A 16,256-nucleotide genomic window follows, 5' to 3' on the forward strand; every position below is an offset into this window, starting at 1 on the left:
ACCAGCACTTGCAATGCATTGTCCATCTCGCCCGTCGAGACGCCTTTCAGATACAGCCACGGCAGAGCAGCCTCCAGCGAACGCGTCTTGCGCACATACGGCGGTACCAGCGCTGAGCGAAAGGTGACCGGTTTACCATCTTTGGCGCGAATCTTCGGCACCTTGACGGTCACAGGCCCGATCCCCGTCTGAATGTCGCGCTCCGGCTGGTAGCCATTGCGCACAACTGCGGCACGGCCATCTTCCAGTCGTCGTTCTGTGAATTGTTGTAAATACTCTGACAACTCGGCTTCTACGGCCTGTTGAATCAAATCTCGGGCACCTTGACGAAGTAATTGTGTCAACGGATCGGCATTCTTCTCTCGACCTGCAAACCCAACAACGTTACTCTTGTCCATAGCGGCGTATTCCTCGTGTTGATTGACTTGTTTGGCGACAACAAATCAACCAGATACGTCGCTTCTTTTCAACCTCTCTGAACACCAGATTCAGTTATAACTCCTTATCTGATGGCAGGGGTTGTTTTCTGGGCAACACGATCAGTGCTGCGCTTGCTTTGAAACTAAGCCCCTATTGCTGGGTCGCTGTTTCGTAGATACGTTCAAAGGAAATCAACGGCTAGATTGGCATTGCTACAGCTTAGTGGGCAGCAGAGAACTTTGAAATGTGCTCGCTCAATTGCTTATCAGGCTGCCAACATGATTGTGATATCTCCATCGATAGCACACGATATTCGCGTGGCGATTTCATTTCAAGGCCCTTATGTGGATGAGTCGCGTTATAGCGTTCAACCCAATGCGCCAGTAGATACTTTTCCAGCTTATCACTTTTTCCTTAAATATTTGATCAGTGCCAAGATGGCAACCACCAGCAGAACAATCAGAAAAACCCAGATAACTGCCATGAAGATACCCATGCCCGGCATCATGCAGCCTTCCATCATGCCATCTCCCATGCGATCGGGCTCTTGGGCAAGAATAAGAGTGGGCATTAAGAGTCCTGGCATTAGAAAAAACAGCTTCTCGAACATCTTAGTCATAGTTCCTCCAGTTTTCGTTCTATGAGCTTTTCCGAAGATTGGCGACTTCAGCGGAGTGTCATTTCATGCGCTCGTAGCCATCGATTACCTCGGTGGCCGCGATCAGCTTCTTCTTCGGGTCACAGCCGCGCAGCCTGCAGGTGCCACCATAAGGCCGATGGTCATTGATGGCTACCGACCGACCGGCTTTGCGGCAACCAAACGCGGTGACGGTGGCGGCAGTGCCGGTGCCAATCACGACTAAATCATACGTTTGGTCAGTCACCTGTTTTCTCCTCGTTGTGCTCGCACCTGCCCCCCGTGTTTTTCGGTTCACATCGTTTATTTCGGGCTGAAACCATATCCCAGACCGAGACACCCAGCATGAATCCAAGCCCCGGATAGAAATACCATTCACTCATCGTTATGGCTCCGATCAATATTAATATCGGGCCAATCAACCCCAGCGCTGCACGAGGCCACTGCCCGTGACTGAAGTACCCCAACACATTGACGACCATCACCAGAACGGCTATGAGCGGAATGACCCAGCTCACGAGTACCGATTCCCACTGACTGAGAAATCCTAAGCCCAAAGCCGCGCCTATAGCGCCCAGTGCGGGGAAACACGCGGAACATCCTATTCCTGCAACCAGGGCCCCGCTAAAGCCAGCTTTGTCACCAATGCGGACTATCATGTTAGACAAGTTATTGAACATACTGTCTTCCTTTATTACCGATTTCAAGGATGATTTCATGCAACCTCGTACACTCTCCTACGCAGCGCAACAAGATAGCTGTTTAACATCCTTGGTGAACGTCTGAGCGCAAAGCTTGAGGCCTTCCACCATGGTCAAATAAGGAAACATCTCATCACCGATAGCCTGCACCGTCATTCCCGCGCGCAGCGCCATGACCGCCGTCTGAATCAGTTCACCGGCGTCTCCCGCTACCGCCTGCACACCCAGCAACTTTCCTGAGTCGCGATCGGCCACCATCTTTATTAAACCATTGGTGTCGAAATTGACCAGCGCGCGCGGTACATTCTCCAGATCCAGCACACGCGTATCCACGGTGAAGCCTCGATTGATTGCCTCGGCTTCTGTCAGGCCAACGGTGGCCACCTGAGGGTCGGTAAACATCACGGCTGGCATGGCGCTGAGGTCCAGGATTGTCTTGCCTCCCGTCATGTTGACAGCAGCCCGACTGCCTCCGGCAGCGGCGACGTAAACAAATTGCGGCTGACCGGTGCAGTCACCGGCGGCATAGACACCGGGGACCGTGGTTTGAAGTTGTTCGTCCACCTGGATCGCACCACGGGAGGTTTCCACGCCGATACCCTCCAGGTTCAGGGCCTCGGTATTGGGGGTCCGTCCGGTGGCCACCAACAGTTGATCTGCCCGCAGGGTGCCAGCGCTGGTGTGGAGACTAAATTCATTGTCGGTGTATTCCACACGGCTGGCCTGTGTCTGCCTGAGCACCTCTATGCCTTCGCGCTTGAACGCTGCCTCAATGGCCTCGCCGATTGCAGGGTCTTCACTGGATAGTAGATGGCTGCGGGCCAGGACAGTGACCTGGCTACCCAGTCGGGCAAAAGCCTGAGCCAGCTCCAAAGCGACAAATCCGGCGCCGATTACAATCAACCGTTCTGGCAAAGCCTCCAGTGTCATTGCGCTGGTGGAAGTCAGGTAGGGCGTTTCAGCCAGCCCTGGTAGCGGCGGCACCGCCGGGCGGGCGCCAGTGCCGATGAAAGCACAATCGAAGCGGACGCTCTGCTCGTCACCTTCATTCAGCCTGACCGCCAGGTGATTGGCATCGAGAAAGCGGGCCTCACCGTTCAGGACCGTGATGCCTGAGTGGTCGCGCAAAATCCGCTGATACTTGGCATCACGCAGCTCGTCGACACGTTCCTGCTGTAGCTGGAGCAGTTTCGCCCGATCCACCACAGGTGCGCGGGCGCTCAATCCCTCGTCGAAGGGGCTTTCCTTTCGCTGATGCGCTATATGCGCGGCGCGGATCATGATCTTCGAGGGCACGCAGCCGACATTCACGCAGGTGCCGCCGATGGTGCCTCGCTCGATCAGGGTAACGCGTGCTCCGCGTTCGGCCACCTTCAGGGCTGCCGCCATGGCCGCCCCGCCGCTGCCGATCACCGCAATATGCAGGGTTTTGTTATCGCTCATATGAGGGCTTTCCTTACTGAGATGAGTCGTTGTCATTCGCGTTCGTGGATTTGAGGGTCGATGGAAAGCCGGCGTTGGTGGTGGCTTCGGTCAACGCCGCCACGGATGTCTGGGCGTCGTCGAAGGTGACCACGGCTTCACGTTCTCGATAGTCCACGTCGATCTGCGAGACGCCTTCCACTTGGCCTAGAGCCACCTTGATGGTAATCGGACAAGTAGGGCAGGTCATGCCGGGCACCGAAAGTGTCACGGTCTGCAGCGCAGCCCAGGCGGGCGTGCTAAGCAGGGTTATGAACAAGAGCATAATGAATCGCATTTTCATGGGAAAATCTCCTATTAATAGAACAGTGGAAGAGCGTAAGGGAATACCAGGCCAATCAGTACCAGCACCGATACGACCCAAAAAGCCACCTTGTAGGCCGCGCGGACACGAGGCACGGCGCATACCTCTGCCGGCGCGCACTTCTGTGGTGGTCGAAAGACTCGGCGCCACGCGAAGAGCAAAGCCACAATTGCAATGCCGATGAAGAGCGGGCGGTAGGGCTCCAAGGCCACCAGGTTACCAATCCAGGCGCCGGAAATTCCCAGCGTAATCAGCACCAGGGGCCCAAGGCAGCAGGCCGAGGCCAAAAGCGCAGCAATACCTCCCGCAGCTAGGGGGACACGCCCTGAATTCGACATTGACATGATGCTTGCTCCTTTCATGATTTTCTTTACTAGGCTAAAGTTACATCCGTAGTTGGATACGGAGTCAATGCCATGCAGAACAAATTAATTACAATGACCATCGGCGGCCTGGCTAAAGCTGCTGACGTACATATTGAAACAATCCGCTACTATCAGAGTCGAGGCCTGTTAAAGAAGCCAGATCGACCGCTGGGTGGCATTCGCCGATATGATTCCACCGATATAGACCGGTTGATGTTCGTGAAAACGGCGAAAGAGTTGGGCTTCAGTCTCAATGAGATCAGCGACCTGCTTCGGCTGGAGGACGGCGCTCACTGTCAGGAAGCCAGTGCTCTTGCCGAGCACAAGTTACAGCGCGTACAAGAGAAGATCACCAGACTGAAGCGGATTGAGACGGTGTTGAGTGAAATGGTCGGTCAATGCCACGCGCAGCAGGGCAATGTCTCTTGCCCCCTGATTGCGTCGCTGCACGAAGGAATACCACAGTATGATGTAGTTGCTCCTGCTAAACCGAACACCACCCCTTAGCCGACGGGGTTCAGCGCAGCCTACGATACACACCCGAAGAAAAAGCGGCTTTGGTGGCCTAGTGTAGAGTAAGCGTGCAAATAAATGGCCTCTCCATATTGCCATTATTGACAACGGCGCCGCCGCCATAGCGGGTGCATTTTCACAGAACCCTAGGGCGCCACCCTGGGCTTGAATGAGCGTGTGGCCCAGGAAACGGAGTCAGAACAGACTCCCGGGACTCTGACATTGGATGACGTGCCCCGAGCCTGCTGTGAATGTCACGACCAGCAGGCTACATGTCAGTTTTACACCAGTGGGTAACGTGCTAGCTTTACATCTGTTGCTGATAAATGTATTCTGGCAGGTCTGATATGTCGATTTCCCACATGTCAAGTTTAAATTAAACGTTGCCGTTATGATCAAACATCGCAATCGAAATATATACCAATTATTGACATGGCTTTTTGTGGCCAGTCTACTGCTGAACGTTCAGTCAGCTTTCGCTTGCACGATGATGCCCGATATGCCCGACATGCAGGAACCTGTGCATGAATGCTGCCTTGTCAGGCAGAACAGCCCGGAAATCCAGGTGCCAGATTCCGCCGGAATGCCTACGGATAATTGCTTCACTCTGAAGGCATCGCTGCAGATCAAGCCATCGCCCGAGGCCGATGCCGACCCGGGTAACGACCATGTGTTGGTGAAAGATAAACAGGGATTACAAGACCTGACGCCAGCCATTGCACTGCTTATGCTCACCGTTCTGCGCGTTCCGCGCGTCAGTACATCTTTTGCCTCAGCCAATGGTGAGCATCTCCCCACCCCTCTGCCTGTTTACCAGGCAACCCAGCGCTACCGCATTTAACAGCACTCCGTATTTGTGACCAAGTCAGACTGGCAGGATATTCCTGCGGGACCTGCTTTTTGTTCAACATCGGAGTTCAACAATGCATTATCCTCAAACACGGATCAGATTATTTTTCGTTTCCGGATTTAAGTCCGGCCTGCTTTTACTTGCGCTGGCGGCCTCACTCGTTTTCTTGCCAGTAGCCGCACAAGAGACCGAAGGCCTTACGTCCGAGGAACTGATTCAGGACATCCTCCAGCTAAACCCCGGTCTGGCTGCTCAGCGTTTGGAAGCGCTTGCCCGCAACGAGGAAATCGTCAATGCCGGCGCGCTTGACGATCCCCGAGTCAGCTACTCGGTGGCACCGGCAACCATTGGACAGAACATCCCCAGCGCCTTGGGAAATGCCTTGGGGGTGCGCCAGGTTATTCAACTCAGCCAGAATATCCCGTGGGCGGGTAAGCGCCAATTGCGCACGGAATTGGCGCAGGCGCAAAGTGCTGCGGCGCACTTTTCAACAGATGATCTGCAACTGCAATTGATCGCAGCTGGCCGTTTGCATTGGGCAAGCTGGTGGGATGTTCACCAGGCGTTAACCATCAACCGTGAACAGCAGAGGCTGCTTACAGAGCTGGAGAACGTGATTGAGACCCAATACGCCAGCGGCGCCGGCCTGCAACAGGATCTGCTTCAGGTGCAAACGGCTCAGATCCGGGCTGATCATCGTGGCATCGTTCTTGAACAGCAATTGGAACGCATCAGGGCGCGTATTAACGCGTTACGCAATCGTCCAGCAATTGCTGAGATCGCCGCCGCTCAAGGCGAACCCCGGCCCCCGGCGTTGCCATCCGAGGAAATACTAAGAAACTGGTTGGAGCAAGCACATCCTGCGCTGCAATCGGCTCGGGCCGATGTGGATGCCGCGCGGGCTGATCGCGCCCTGACGTATAAAAATGACTACCCTGATGTACAGGTCAATGTGGGCTACAACGAGTTGTGGAACGCCAGTGATCTGCGTCTCCAGGTAGGTGTGTCGGTGAACATACCACTGGATTTCGGCAAACGATCAGCACGTAAAGCAGCGTCGGATTATCGCTACAACAGCGCGCAATCAGACATCAATTACCTGAGGAACCAGCTGCTATCCGAGCTTGCGCAGCAGCTGTCCTGGGCAAGGGAGGCGCATCATGCAATTGAACTGGCCCGTGATCAATTGATACCCAAGGCAACTCAAACTCTCGCGGCGTCGCAGTCTGACTATCAGCAAGGCATCGCAGACTTCTCCAATGTCATTCAGGCAGAGCAGGCCCTGCTGGAAGCGCGGTTATTGCTATCCAATTCCCTGGCCAGCCAGTACCAGGCGCACGCTGAAATTGATCGACTGGTCGGCGGACAGCTCTGGCCTCTTGATCCTGCGTCCTTATAAATATTATTGAATCTAATGAAGAGAGAAGAATCATGAGTCAACGAAACATGCTTATTGGCGGGGTTGTTGCAGCAGTGCTGGCAAGCTTGGCCATCTATATTTTTTTGATGCCTGAACAAGACGGCATGACTGAATCACAGACAACTTCGGCATCAAGACAACCTCTGTATTGGGTAGCCCCGATGGATCCTGATTATAGACGGGATGAGCCCGGTCTCTCTCCCATGGGTATGGACCTGGTGCCGGTCTATGAGGGAGGTGACGATGGCGCCGATGTCTCAATCTCCCCTACTGTGCAGCAGAATCTGGGCGTGCGTCTGGGGATGGCAACATCGGGTGAATTCCGACAGCAAGTTGACGCAGTTGGTTATACCGCGTGGGATCAATCAACTATCCAGATGCTGCATCCCCGGGCCGAAGGATGGCTGGAGCAGTTCAATGTTGCTAGCGTCGGTGATCGTGTCGAAGCGGGCCAAATCCTGTATGAGCTTTTTGCACCGCGACTGGTCAGCGCTCAGCGCGAATACCTGAATGCTGCCGGAAATTCGTCTCTGCGCAGAGCGGCCGAGGAGCGACTGCTTGCGCTTGGGGTGACACGGGAGCAAGTGGCAGAGCTCGCCAGCAATAATGAAGTCAGTGCTCGGCTTGCTTATCGCGCTGCATCAGACGCAGTGGTGTCAGGCATTGGTGCGCGTGAAGGCAGTTATGTGACGCCCACCAATAACATCTTGACGTTGGCCTCACTCAACCAGATATGGATAGATGTTGAGGTACCGGCAACCACGATGCCCTGGATGGAATTGGGGCTGCCGGTCACTGCCGAATTTCCAGCCTTCCCTGGCGAAACGTGGCAGGGCCAGGTGGCACTTGTCTATCCCGAACTTGACCCCGTCACCCGAAGTCTGCGTCTGCGGTTGGCACTTAACAATCCCGGGCACAGGCTGAAACCCAACATGTTCGCCAGCGTCCGGGTCGAAGGGCCGCCACGTCCGGATATTATCAGTGTGCCAAGGGAAGCCGTCATTCGGTCCGGCCAGGGTGCCCGTGTATTGACTGCGGCGGGCAATGGTCGCTTTAATGTGCAGCCGGTTCGCACCGGTGTTGTCAGCGGCGATCGGATTGAAATTCTGGCCGGACTGAGCGATGGCACGGAGATCGTCACTTCGGGTCAGTTTTTGCTGGACTCTGAAGCGAACGGCGAACAGGCCATGGCGCGACTTAATGCGGTTGAGTCTGACCCTGAACAGTCCGATAGTCAGGATGAAAACACTGAAACAGAACCGGAAACCTTGACCGGGATCGGCACTATTCAGAGCATCAACGACAATGGAGTGACGCTAAGCCACGGTCCCATACCCGCCCTCAATTGGCCGCCAATGACCATGGGGTTCCAAACCATGCCAACCATAGACCTGTCGAGCTTCGCTGAAGGCGATGAGATCGAATTCGATTTCATGCCGATGCCTGATGGCGGTTACAGTATCACTGAGCTGCGCCGGGCTGGGATGCCAACACAAGGGGACACGCAATGATTGAAGCTGTCATTCGCGCCTCCCTGCGCAATCGCGGGCTGGTGCTGGTTGCCGCCCTCCTGTTGACCATTGCTGGTCTTTTGAATCTGCGCACCATGCCGGTCGATGCCTTACCTGATCTGTCTGATGTGCAGGTTATCATCCGTACCCCGTTTGCCGGCCAGGCGCCACAGGTTGTCGAGGATCAGGTTACCTATCCGCTGACCACGGCCATGCTTTCGGTGCCCGGTGCGGAGACAGTGCGAGGTTATTCTTTTTTCGGCGACTCCTACGTCTACATCATTTTCGATGACGATACGGATCCCTACTGGGCCCGTAGCCGGGTGCTGGAATATCTGAGCCAGGTCAGTTCCCGCTTGCCCCCCGGCGTAACGCCGGCGCTTGGCCCGGACGCCACCGGCGTAGGCTGGGTCTATGAGTATGCCTTGGTGGACAGAACCAATCAGCGTGACCTGTCGCAACTACGCGCAATCCAGGACTGGTTCCTGAAGTACGAGCTGCAAACCGTGGCAGGGGTGTCGGAGGTTGCCTCCGTCGGTGGTATGGTCAAGCAGTATCAAGTGATTGTTGATCCGGATCGCCTGAGCGCCTATGGCCTGACCTTGTCCGCTGTGAACCAGGCGATTCGGACCGGCAACCAGGAAGTGGGCGGGTCTGTCATCGAGATGGCGGAAACGGAGTTCATGGTCAGGGCGACAGGTTATGTCGAGGGTCTGGAGGACCTGCGGGCGATCCCCCTGAAAGTGACACAGGACGGTACTGCGGTGCTGTTGGGCGATGTTGCCCAGGTGCAGACTGGTCCCCAGTTGCGCCGGGGTGTCGCGGATCTGAACGGGGAAGGCGAAGTTGCCGGTGGCATTATTGTCATGCGTTCTGGTGAGAATGCCCAGGCCACCATCGCCGCCGTGAAACAAAGGCTGGCTGAACTACAGGGAAGCCTGCCGGACGGGGTGGAGGTTGTTCCCACCTATGATCGCTCAGAGCTGATTGGCAGGTCGGTCGATAACCTATACACCAAGCTGCTTGAAGAGTTTGCGGTGGTCGCTTTTATCTGCGCGCTGTTTTTATTCCATTTGCGCTCATCACTGGTTGCCATTGCCACACTGCCGCTTGGGATATTGGCGGCACTGCTGATCATGCGCGGCCAGGATCTTAACGCCAACATCATGTCGCTGGGCGGTATCGCCATTGCCATTGGCGCGATGGTCGATGGCGCTATTGTGATGATCGAGAACGTGCACAAACATCTGGAGCATGATCCCGAAAAGGCAAAAACCGACCGCTGGGGTGTTATTGCGAAAGCCTCTGCCGAAGTGGGTCCGGCCCTGTTTTTCTCGCTGCTGATCATCACCTCCAGCTTTCTGCCGGTGTTCACGCTGGAGGCACAGGAGGGGCGGCTGTTTGCACCGCTGGCGTTCACCAAGACTTACGCGATGGCTGCCGCCGCTATTCTGTCGATAACCGTTGTACCGGTACTGATGGGCTATCTGATCCGAGGCAAAATCATGCCTGAGAACAGAAATCCGGTGAATCGACTTCTAAGCTGGATTTACCGGCCCGTGATCAGGCTGGTCATGCGTGCGCCATGGGTGATGGTCGCCGCTGGCATCCTAGTGATGACATCAGCAATCTGGCCACTGTCCCGACTCGGGTCAGAGTTCATGCCGCCACTGGATGAAGGGGATTGGATGTACATGCCCACCACCCGGCCGGGCTTGTCCATTGGTGAGGCAACACAATTGCTGCAGCAGACAGATCGCCTGATCAAGTCTGTACCCGAAGTGGCACAGGTGTTCGGCAAAATCGGGCGTGCCGATACAGCTACTGACCCGGCGCCCCTGAGCATGATAGAGACCATCATACGCTTCAAGCCTGAGTCGGAGTGGCGTGAGGGCATGACCATCGAGAGCATCCGTGAGGAGATCCAGCGCACGGTGGATCTACCGGGCGTCACCAATGCCTGGGTCATGCCGATCAAGACCCGCATCGATATGCTGGCCACCGGTATCAAGACGCCGGTAGGGATCAAGATCGGGGGCCCTGACCTGCCTGTGATACAGAGCGTTGGTGCAGATATTGAAGCACTACTGCCGCAGGTACAGGGGACGGCAAGCGTGTTTGCCGAGCGCGTTGCTGGGGGACGTTATGTCACCGTGGACATTGATCGGGCGGCAGCTGCCCGCCATGGTTTGAATATCAACGACGTGCAGGCGGTTATTTCTTCTGCGATTGGCGGCATGAACGTCTCCGAAACCATTGAAGGGCTTGAGCGCTTCCCGATCAACGTGCGTTATCCGCAGGAAGTTCGCGGCTCTATCGATACCATCAGGGACTTGCCCGTATTGACGTCAGAAGGCGAGCGCATTCGCTTGGGTGATGTGGCACAGATAGAAATAGAAGACGGACCACCGATGATCAAAAGCGAGAATTCGCGACCGACCGGTTGGGTCTACGTGGATATCGCTGAGCGCGATATTGGCTCCTACGTCCAGGCCGCACAGCAACACCTGGCGGAGAATCTGGAATTGCCAGCCGGATATTCGCTGACCTGGTCCGGTCAGTATGAATACATGGAACGCGCCAAAGAAAGGCTGACGCTGGTGGTACCGTTGACTCTACTTATCATTGCCTTTCTATTGTACCTGGCGTTTCGACGGCTGGGTGAAGTATTGATCATCATGGCTACGCTGCCAATGGCAATTGCCGGCAGCAGCTGGTTGCTGTGGTGGCTAGCCTTTGATCTGTCGGTTGCCGTCGCCGTCGGGTTCATCGCACTGGCGGGTGTTGCGGTTGAGATCGGCGTGATCATGCTTATTTACCTGAACCAGTACCGGGCCCGTTATCTTGAACAGGCACAAGAAAACGGCGGTGCGTCAGTAGAAGGACTACGTGAGGCGATAGCCGCAGGCGCGCTGCAACGACTACGACCCATTGTGATGACGGTCGCTGCAATCACGGCAGGTCTGTTGCCGATCATGCAAGGGCACGGCACCGGCGGCGAAATCATGAAACGGATCGCTGCACCGATGGTAGGCGGCATGATCAGCACCCTGGTGCTGACTCTGCTTGTGCTGCCTGCGGTCTACTTTTTGTGGCAGAAATGGCTATTGCGCGCGCAGCTTCACAAGTGAATGGACGAAAGAGAAAGCAGGACTACTTTTTGATGTTTGATAACCTGAAATGGAGATGCAAATGAAAAAGCTTTGTTTATTTACGGCCATGGGATTACTCGGTATCGGCTCTGCTGTGTCTGGCACTCTACAGGCGCAGGCGCACCTGTCGGTCATGCCGGACAAAGAGACTCTCTCGTCGGAGACTCGCCGCGGAATGATGCTCGCACAGGCGGCGCCTCAAGAGATGTCGATGCCCATGACAGACAATGACACCGAGAGCGGGGAGCCGGTCAAAGGCCGAGGAACTGTCGTCGGTATGGAGAAGGAAAACCGAAAAGTGACGCTAGCTCATGAGGCCATTGCGCAGTGGCAATGGCCGCCGATGACCATGACGTTCGATGTGGCCGAGGACGTGGACATGTCACAACTACAGGAGGGATCGGAAGTTGAATTTATGGCTGTTCGCCCGGAAGCAGGGGGGCAGGTGGTCGTTGAGATCGGGCCCGTCAATACGCTCGGGGTCTACAAGAATCCATCCTGTGGCTGTTGCGCGGGCTGGTTGGAGCACATGGACAAGCATGGCTTCAGCACCGAAGTTCATCATCCGCAGGATCTCAATGCCAAAAAGACGAGTCTGGGCATCAAGCCCGTCCACCAGTCCTGCCACACCACCGTCTCAGCAGAAGGTTACGTCTTTGAAGGCCATGTGCCGGCGAAATATGTTGAGCAGTTCCTGACGCAGAAACCAGCCGGGGCGCTTGGACTGGCAGTACCCGGCATGCCGTTGGGCAGTCCGGGCATGGAGGCGGGCGGTAAATTCACGCCTTACGATATTTTGCTGCTAAAAAAGGATGGTTCCAGTGAGATTTATGCGAGCGTGAAATCTCTGGCAGATCAGTCTTAATGAAAAGTCGTCACCCAATACGATGACTTAACCGAAACTGAAAATTTTCAGGAGGAAGAGATGAAACTATCTACTGTTTTCGGCGCTACTGCGCTGGTGCTGGCGGTGCCTGTGTTTGCCCAGGATTCTGAAGAGCGTGAAGCTGGAGAGTCTGGCAACAGCAGACATTGCTCGATGATGCAGGATGGCATGATGAATATGATGAACGAGGAGCAAAAGACTGCTATGCAGGAGCACATGCAGGGGATGAAGACCACGATGGAGGAAATCCGCCAGGAGGAGAATCCTGAACGGCGCGCTGAGCTCATGCAAGTGCACATGGAGAGCATGCAACATGGTATGGACATGATGCAGAAGATGATGGATGGGATGATGCGGGATGATAATTGAACCGCAATCAGCTCTGTAAAAGAACTGCCCTGAAATTAGTTGAGTCTATCCAGCCGACCCCGGTGGCAAATGCTGCCGGGTCGGCGACCAAGGGGTTTGAGATTTACGAACTGTAGCTTCTTGGCGTCAGGCCTTCGTGGCGGGCAGCAACCAGTCACATATCGAAACTTGGGAGAGCATCATGGGTGATCACGATAAGCAACACAAGAGCACTATGAACAACTGGCTATTATGGTCTGTGGTAATCGCAGTCGGAGCAGTTGTGGGGTTTTTATTTTTGGGGGAGCGCCAATTTCCCGCCAGCACAATGTTTCTCATTCTGCTGTTTTTCCTCTGCCCTGCGATAATGTTCTTTATGATGCGTGGGATGACGGAGAACTCCGGAGACGACGACGGGGAGTCGGGTGGGTAAGGAATATAACCAAGTCGTCTGGTAGATATCAATATGGTTTGAGACTGCCGCGTCGGCAAAATTAGCAAGAACCCATCACACGGGAAACTGTCATCGCGGCAAGGAAACGCATGATGGAGACGAGGCCGCATCGGTCCCGATTGGCGGGAGCGCAGCTGCCCTGATCCATACCTGTCCCATGCTCCCGGAAATACGGTAAACAGGCCCTCGGTCATCTTCCCCGTCGCCTTCAGGTCGGTTGGCGTAGTACCGGTTTACTTTGAAGCGGCCGCAGTGATTGTTGTGTTGGTGCTGCTGGTCCAGACACTAGAGCTTAAGGCGCGTGAGCGTACTGGCGGAGCCATCAAGGCACTGTTAGAGTTGGCAACAAAGACAGCCAATCACCTGATCGCAGGAGGGTAAGAGGATTCGCGGTAGAAGCCATACCGGCTGGTGACCGCTTGCGCAGTCGGCCGGGCGAGAAAGTTCCGGTTGATGGAGCCCTGGGCAGAGGGCGAGAACCACGTTGATGAGTCGATGGTCAACGGTGAACCAATGCCCGTGCAAAAAGCCAAGGGTGATAGGCTGATTGGGGGCACTGTAAATTGGACTGATCCTGGTTACAAGGTTCACACATACAGCCGAAGCGGGAAGCAGGAGTTAGAGGCCGCCTGCGTCATCCATGAGGCTGTCAGAGCCCCAGCTCTCGACTCTCTCAAACCTGGTGCTGCAGGTATTGCTGTAGAATGCGGTCGGCCCAGACTTAACTAATATCGGGTAAGCCGATTAAATGGTTGATTTTACCTCTGCATGAGAGTGAGACAAATCGGCAACTCATCGGATTATCTGGTTGATGCCTCACCTGCTGCTGGTGCATGTTTCCTTCGCTAATTCCAGCAAGAACCCCACACGCCTTAACTTCCCGGTCATCGTTGCAACGCGCTCTTAGTGAAACGAGTTGTTTCTCAAGCGCCTGTAGAGCGGTTATCTGCGAGCGCACATGAGAGATGTGATCATCGAGCAAGGCATTGACGGCGGTACAAGGCTGATGAGGATCGTCCTGATAGCTCTGTAGTTCGTGAATCTCAGCCAGTGACAGGCCCAAGATTCTGCAGCGACGGATGAAGGCCAGCTCCTCACCATGCTTCTCGGTATAGACACGGTAACGGTTGTCTTGCCGATCAGGCGGCGACAACAAGCCCTGCTGTTCATAGAAGCGGATCGTCTGTGTTTCGACCCCTACCAACTGCGCCAACTGACCAATGCGCATCAGCCTCCTCCCCAACGGATTCTTTACTCTATTGACCTTATAGTAGCTTTATAGTTTTAAATGGTACCACAACATTGTTCAAGTGGAGTCGTATCATGAGCAAATCCTGTGGTGGCGCCTGTGGCGGTGATGCAACGTCCGCAGCGGATACCGATATACAGGCCTCCTCCGAGGCGCCAGGGAGATGGGTCAGTGTTTATGCCGTGCCGAAGATGGACTGTCCATCAGAAGAACGAATGATTCGCCTAGCCCTGAACGGCTTTGAGGAGATTCGGGCGCTGTCCTTCGACTTGTCGAACCGCCGGCTGAAGGTCGTGCATGACGGCGAGGTCGAGCCCGTCACCTCGAAACTGAAGACCTTGGGGCTAGGCGCCTCGCTTCAGGAAACCGTCGCTGCAAATCCGGAGACCATCAAGGCCGCCGAGTTTTCGGCAGCTTCTGCTAAGCAAGAATCCGGGACCCTGCGCTGGTTGCTCGGCATCAATGCACTTCTGTTCGTGGTGGAAATGACTGCCGGTCTGATCGCCCAGTCCACCGGCCTGATTGGAGAATCCCTGGACAATTTTGCCGATGCGGCGGTGTACGGGCTTGCCCTTTATGCGGTTGGACATAGCGTGAAAATGCAGGTACGTGCCGCGCATCTTGCTGGTGTACTGCAACTGATCTTGGCTGTGGGCGTGCTCGTAGAGGTGGTGAGACGCTTTGTATTCGGTAGTGAGCCTGAATCGCTGGTGATGATGGCTATCGCATTCGTCGCATTGATTGCCAATACCAGTTGTCTGCTGCTCATATCCAAACATCGGGAAGGCGGGGCGCACATGAAGGCAAGCTGGATATTCTCGGCCAACGACGTGGTGATCAACCTGGGGGTCATCACCGCCGGCGCCCTGGTCGCGTGGACCGGCTCCAATTATCCGGATCTGATTATCGGCACCATCGCGGGAGTCATTGTACTTAACGGCGCCAGACGCATTCTGGCGTTGAAAGATTAAATAATGCTCATTATTGGCAGAAAGCTCTCGCCGTATGCCTTATTGTCCATATCGGGCCTGCGGGCAGCGTCTGATCAGGCTGAAAAGTGGCTGATGCAGCAATCAAGGGCCTATGGCGAGTATATTTATATTTCGGTGACCCCGCTCTTTAACTTGGTGCACCTATGTAACACCGGTGGCGCATTCAGTCTTTTTGCGAATGGTGGAGGCTGGCAACGCAACTTTTTATCGGAATCGCGGTGATGGTCTCGATTTTTCTGATCAAGGTGATCCTTGAAAATCATCATAAAGGAGAAGCTATCGCTTACAGTCCTATCCTCGGTGGCGCCATGGGCAACCTGATTGACCGAGTCTTTCGTGATTATGTTGTGGATTCCTTTGATTTCTATTTGCGAGAACGGCATTGGCCGGTCTTCAACCTGGCTGATATTGCAATTGTCCTCGGTGTCTTACTTTTAGTTCCGGCAGCTTGTTGGGTAAAAAAACAAACACCAATGCCGAGCCGGATGGATCTGACTGACACCTATGCTTATATAAGACCATGACCGAACTTCCCGACAACATCCTGCACCTGCCGCAATACCAAGTACAGGGCTGCAAATCAGCCGGCGACGAAATGCACTTCCAGGTGGACGTGCCCGATCCCATCGCCTGCGAGGAATGCGGCGTGCAGGGTGAGTTCGTACGGTTCGGCAAGCGTGACGTTCCCTATCGTGATCTGCCCATCCACGGCAAGCGGGTCACTCTCTGGGTGGTCCGCCGCCGATACACCTGCCGGGCCTGCAAGACAACATTCAGGCCCCAGCTACCGGAGATGGTGGACGGATTCCGTATGACACTGCGGCTGCATGAGTACGTGGAGAAGGAATCCTTCAACCACCCCTACACCTTTGTGGCGGCACAGACCGGCCTGGACGAGAAGACGGTGCGCGACATCTTCAACGCCCGCGCCGAGTTCCTGGGGCGCTGGCACCGCTTCGAGACGCCCCGCAT

19 protein-coding genes and 2 pseudogenes are annotated in these 16,256 nt (G+C 55.1%); 13 read left to right on the forward strand and 8 right to left on the reverse strand.

From position 1 onward, the window contains the following. The 7 genes from PSCS_RS04530 to merT form a co-directional block, all read right to left on the reverse strand. Window positions 1-398: transposase (locus PSCS_RS04530; RefSeq protein ID WP_198544289.1), on the reverse strand; the 398-nt coding region annotated here is incomplete at its 3' end. 425 nt (window positions 399-823) lie between these two features. Then, a complete protein-coding gene (locus PSCS_RS04535; protein ID WP_068810619.1) occupies window positions 824-1,039 on the reverse strand; it encodes a hypothetical protein in 216 nt (71 codons plus the stop codon). Between the two features lie 58 nt (window positions 1,040-1,097). After that, the gene (locus PSCS_RS04540; RefSeq protein ID WP_068810620.1) at window positions 1,098-1,304 is read right to left on the reverse strand and encodes an FAD-dependent oxidoreductase; all 207 of its coding nucleotides are present in this window, start codon (window positions 1,302-1,304) and stop codon (window positions 1,098-1,100) included. Further along, window positions 1,297-1,737 carry an organomercurial transporter MerC gene (merC, locus tag PSCS_RS04545; protein WP_068810621.1) on the reverse strand — a complete coding sequence of 147 codons (441 nt, stop codon included), beginning with the start codon at window positions 1,735-1,737 and terminating at the stop codon, window positions 1,297-1,299. Before merC ends, PSCS_RS04540 begins: the two co-directional genes overlap by 8 nt. Before the next feature lie 57 nt (window positions 1,738-1,794). Then, on the reverse strand, window positions 1,795-3,201 hold the full coding sequence (gene merA, locus PSCS_RS04550; protein ID WP_068810622.1) for a mercury(II) reductase: 1,407 nt from the start codon (window positions 3,199-3,201) through the stop codon (window positions 1,795-1,797). Between the two features lie 13 nt (window positions 3,202-3,214). After that, window positions 3,215-3,523 carry a mercury resistance system periplasmic binding protein MerP gene (gene merP, locus PSCS_RS04555; protein ID WP_068810623.1) on the reverse strand — a complete coding sequence of 103 codons (309 nt, stop codon included), beginning with the start codon at window positions 3,521-3,523 and terminating at the stop codon, window positions 3,215-3,217. A 14-nt stretch (window positions 3,524-3,537) separates the two neighbouring features. Then, on the reverse strand, window positions 3,538-3,888 hold the full coding sequence (merT, locus tag PSCS_RS04560) for a mercuric ion transporter MerT (RefSeq protein ID WP_068810624.1): 351 nt from the start codon (window positions 3,886-3,888) through the stop codon (window positions 3,538-3,540). 72 nt (window positions 3,889-3,960) lie between these two features. Here merT and merR point away from each other — a divergent pair, with 72 nt between their 5' ends. The 10 genes from merR (at window position 3,961) to PSCS_RS16430 (ending at window position 13,772) form a co-directional block, all read left to right on the forward strand. Next, window positions 3,961-4,416, forward strand: coding sequence for an Hg(II)-responsive transcriptional regulator (merR, locus tag PSCS_RS04565; RefSeq protein ID WP_068810625.1), 456 nt, complete (start codon window positions 3,961-3,963; stop codon window positions 4,414-4,416). 505 nt (window positions 4,417-4,921) lie between these two features. Beyond that, window positions 4,922-5,263 (forward strand): hypothetical protein, encoded by a 342-nt coding sequence (locus PSCS_RS04570; protein WP_157885621.1) that lies wholly within the window; start codon window positions 4,922-4,924, stop codon window positions 5,261-5,263. Between the two features lie 82 nt (window positions 5,264-5,345). Further along, entirely contained in the window at window positions 5,346-6,671 is a 1,326-nt protein-coding gene (locus tag PSCS_RS04575) for a TolC family protein (RefSeq protein ID WP_068810627.1), read from the forward strand. 32 nt (window positions 6,672-6,703) lie between these two features. After that, window positions 6,704-8,203, forward strand: coding sequence for an efflux RND transporter periplasmic adaptor subunit (locus tag PSCS_RS04580; protein ID WP_068893797.1), 1,500 nt, complete (start codon window positions 6,704-6,706; stop codon window positions 8,201-8,203). After that, window positions 8,200-11,334: an efflux RND transporter permease subunit gene (locus tag PSCS_RS04585; RefSeq protein WP_068810629.1), complete on the forward strand. Its 3,135-nt coding sequence runs from the start codon at window positions 8,200-8,202 to the stop codon at window positions 11,332-11,334. The genes PSCS_RS04580 and PSCS_RS04585 overlap by 4 nt, the downstream gene beginning before the upstream one ends. A gap of 61 nt (window positions 11,335-11,395) precedes the next feature. After that, a complete protein-coding gene (locus tag PSCS_RS16085; RefSeq protein WP_229694563.1) occupies window positions 11,396-12,220 on the forward strand; it encodes a copper-binding protein in 825 nt (274 codons plus the stop codon). A 60-nt stretch (window positions 12,221-12,280) separates the two neighbouring features. After that, entirely contained in the window at window positions 12,281-12,610 is a 330-nt protein-coding gene (locus tag PSCS_RS04595; protein WP_068810630.1) for a hypothetical protein, read from the forward strand. 214 nt (window positions 12,611-12,824) lie between these two features. Further along, window positions 12,825-13,022: a DUF2933 domain-containing protein gene (locus PSCS_RS16420; RefSeq protein ID WP_397387148.1), complete on the forward strand. Its 198-nt coding sequence runs from the start codon at window positions 12,825-12,827 to the stop codon at window positions 13,020-13,022. Window positions 13,023-13,295: 273 nt separating this feature from the next. Further along, window positions 13,296-13,424: a hypothetical protein gene (locus tag PSCS_RS16425; RefSeq protein ID WP_397387147.1), complete on the forward strand. Its 129-nt coding sequence runs from the start codon at window positions 13,296-13,298 to the stop codon at window positions 13,422-13,424. A 72-nt stretch (window positions 13,425-13,496) separates the two neighbouring features. Further along, on the forward strand, window positions 13,497-13,772 hold the full coding sequence (locus PSCS_RS16430; RefSeq protein WP_068893795.1) for a P-type ATPase: 276 nt from the start codon (window positions 13,497-13,499) through the stop codon (window positions 13,770-13,772). Between the two features lie 94 nt (window positions 13,773-13,866). On the opposite strand, the pseudogene cadR reads toward PSCS_RS16430, so the two are convergent. Next, window positions 13,867-14,271, reverse strand: a pseudogene (gene cadR / locus PSCS_RS04610) (Cd(II)/Pb(II)-responsive transcriptional regulator); the annotation flags it as partial. Between the two features lie 95 nt (window positions 14,272-14,366). On the opposite strand from cadR, the gene PSCS_RS04615 reads away from it, so the two are divergent. The 3 genes and pseudogenes from PSCS_RS04615 to PSCS_RS04625 form a co-directional block, all read left to right on the forward strand. Beyond that, window positions 14,367-15,263, forward strand: coding sequence for a cation transporter (locus PSCS_RS04615; protein ID WP_068810633.1), 897 nt, complete (start codon window positions 14,367-14,369; stop codon window positions 15,261-15,263). A 3-nt stretch (window positions 15,264-15,266) separates the two neighbouring features. After that, window positions 15,267-15,783: pseudogene (gene lspA / locus PSCS_RS04620) on the forward strand (signal peptidase II). A gap of 21 nt (window positions 15,784-15,804) precedes the next feature. After that, a partial coding sequence (locus PSCS_RS04625) for a transposase family protein (RefSeq protein ID WP_198544290.1) occupies window positions 15,805-16,256 on the forward strand: 452 nt, incomplete at its 3' end.

It is taken from the genome of Pseudohongiella nitratireducens, assembly GCF_001642735.1.
In the GTDB taxonomy this organism is placed as follows: domain Bacteria; phylum Pseudomonadota; class Gammaproteobacteria; order Pseudomonadales; family Pseudohongiellaceae; genus Pseudohongiella; species Pseudohongiella nitratireducens.

Excerpts from the sequence above, each read along its gene's own strand:
- PSCS_RS04535 (WP_068810619.1), bottom strand. The coding sequence starts at position 1,039 with ATGACTAAGATGTTCGAGAAGCTGTTTTTTCTAATGCCAGGACTCTTA.
- merC (WP_068810621.1), bottom strand. The coding sequence starts at position 1,737 with ATGTTCAATAACTTGTCTAACATGATAGTCCGCATTGGTGACAAAGCT.
- merA (WP_068810622.1), bottom strand. The coding sequence starts at position 3,201 with ATGAGCGATAACAAAACCCTGCATATTGCGGTGATCGGCAGCGGCGGG.
- merP (WP_068810623.1), bottom strand. The coding sequence starts at position 3,523 with ATGAAAATGCGATTCATTATGCTCTTGTTCATAACCCTGCTTAGCACG.
- merT (WP_068810624.1), bottom strand. The coding sequence starts at position 3,888 with ATGTCAATGTCGAATTCAGGGCGTGTCCCCCTAGCTGCGGGAGGTATT.
- merR (WP_068810625.1), top strand. The coding sequence starts at position 3,961 with ATGCAGAACAAATTAATTACAATGACCATCGGCGGCCTGGCTAAAGCT.
- PSCS_RS04570 (WP_157885621.1), top strand. The coding sequence starts at position 4,922 with ATGCCCGACATGCAGGAACCTGTGCATGAATGCTGCCTTGTCAGGCAG.
- PSCS_RS04575 (WP_068810627.1), top strand. The coding sequence starts at position 5,346 with ATGCATTATCCTCAAACACGGATCAGATTATTTTTCGTTTCCGGATTT.
- PSCS_RS04580 (WP_068893797.1), top strand. The coding sequence starts at position 6,704 with ATGAGTCAACGAAACATGCTTATTGGCGGGGTTGTTGCAGCAGTGCTG.
- PSCS_RS04585 (WP_068810629.1), top strand. The coding sequence starts at position 8,200 with ATGATTGAAGCTGTCATTCGCGCCTCCCTGCGCAATCGCGGGCTGGTG.
- PSCS_RS16085 (WP_229694563.1), top strand. The coding sequence starts at position 11,396 with ATGAAAAAGCTTTGTTTATTTACGGCCATGGGATTACTCGGTATCGGC.
- PSCS_RS04595 (WP_068810630.1), top strand. The coding sequence starts at position 12,281 with ATGAAACTATCTACTGTTTTCGGCGCTACTGCGCTGGTGCTGGCGGTG.
- PSCS_RS16420 (WP_397387148.1), top strand. The coding sequence starts at position 12,825 with ATGAACAACTGGCTATTATGGTCTGTGGTAATCGCAGTCGGAGCAGTT.
- PSCS_RS16430 (WP_068893795.1), top strand. The coding sequence starts at position 13,497 with ATGGAGCCCTGGGCAGAGGGCGAGAACCACGTTGATGAGTCGATGGTC.
- PSCS_RS04615 (WP_068810633.1), top strand. The coding sequence starts at position 14,367 with ATGAGCAAATCCTGTGGTGGCGCCTGTGGCGGTGATGCAACGTCCGCA.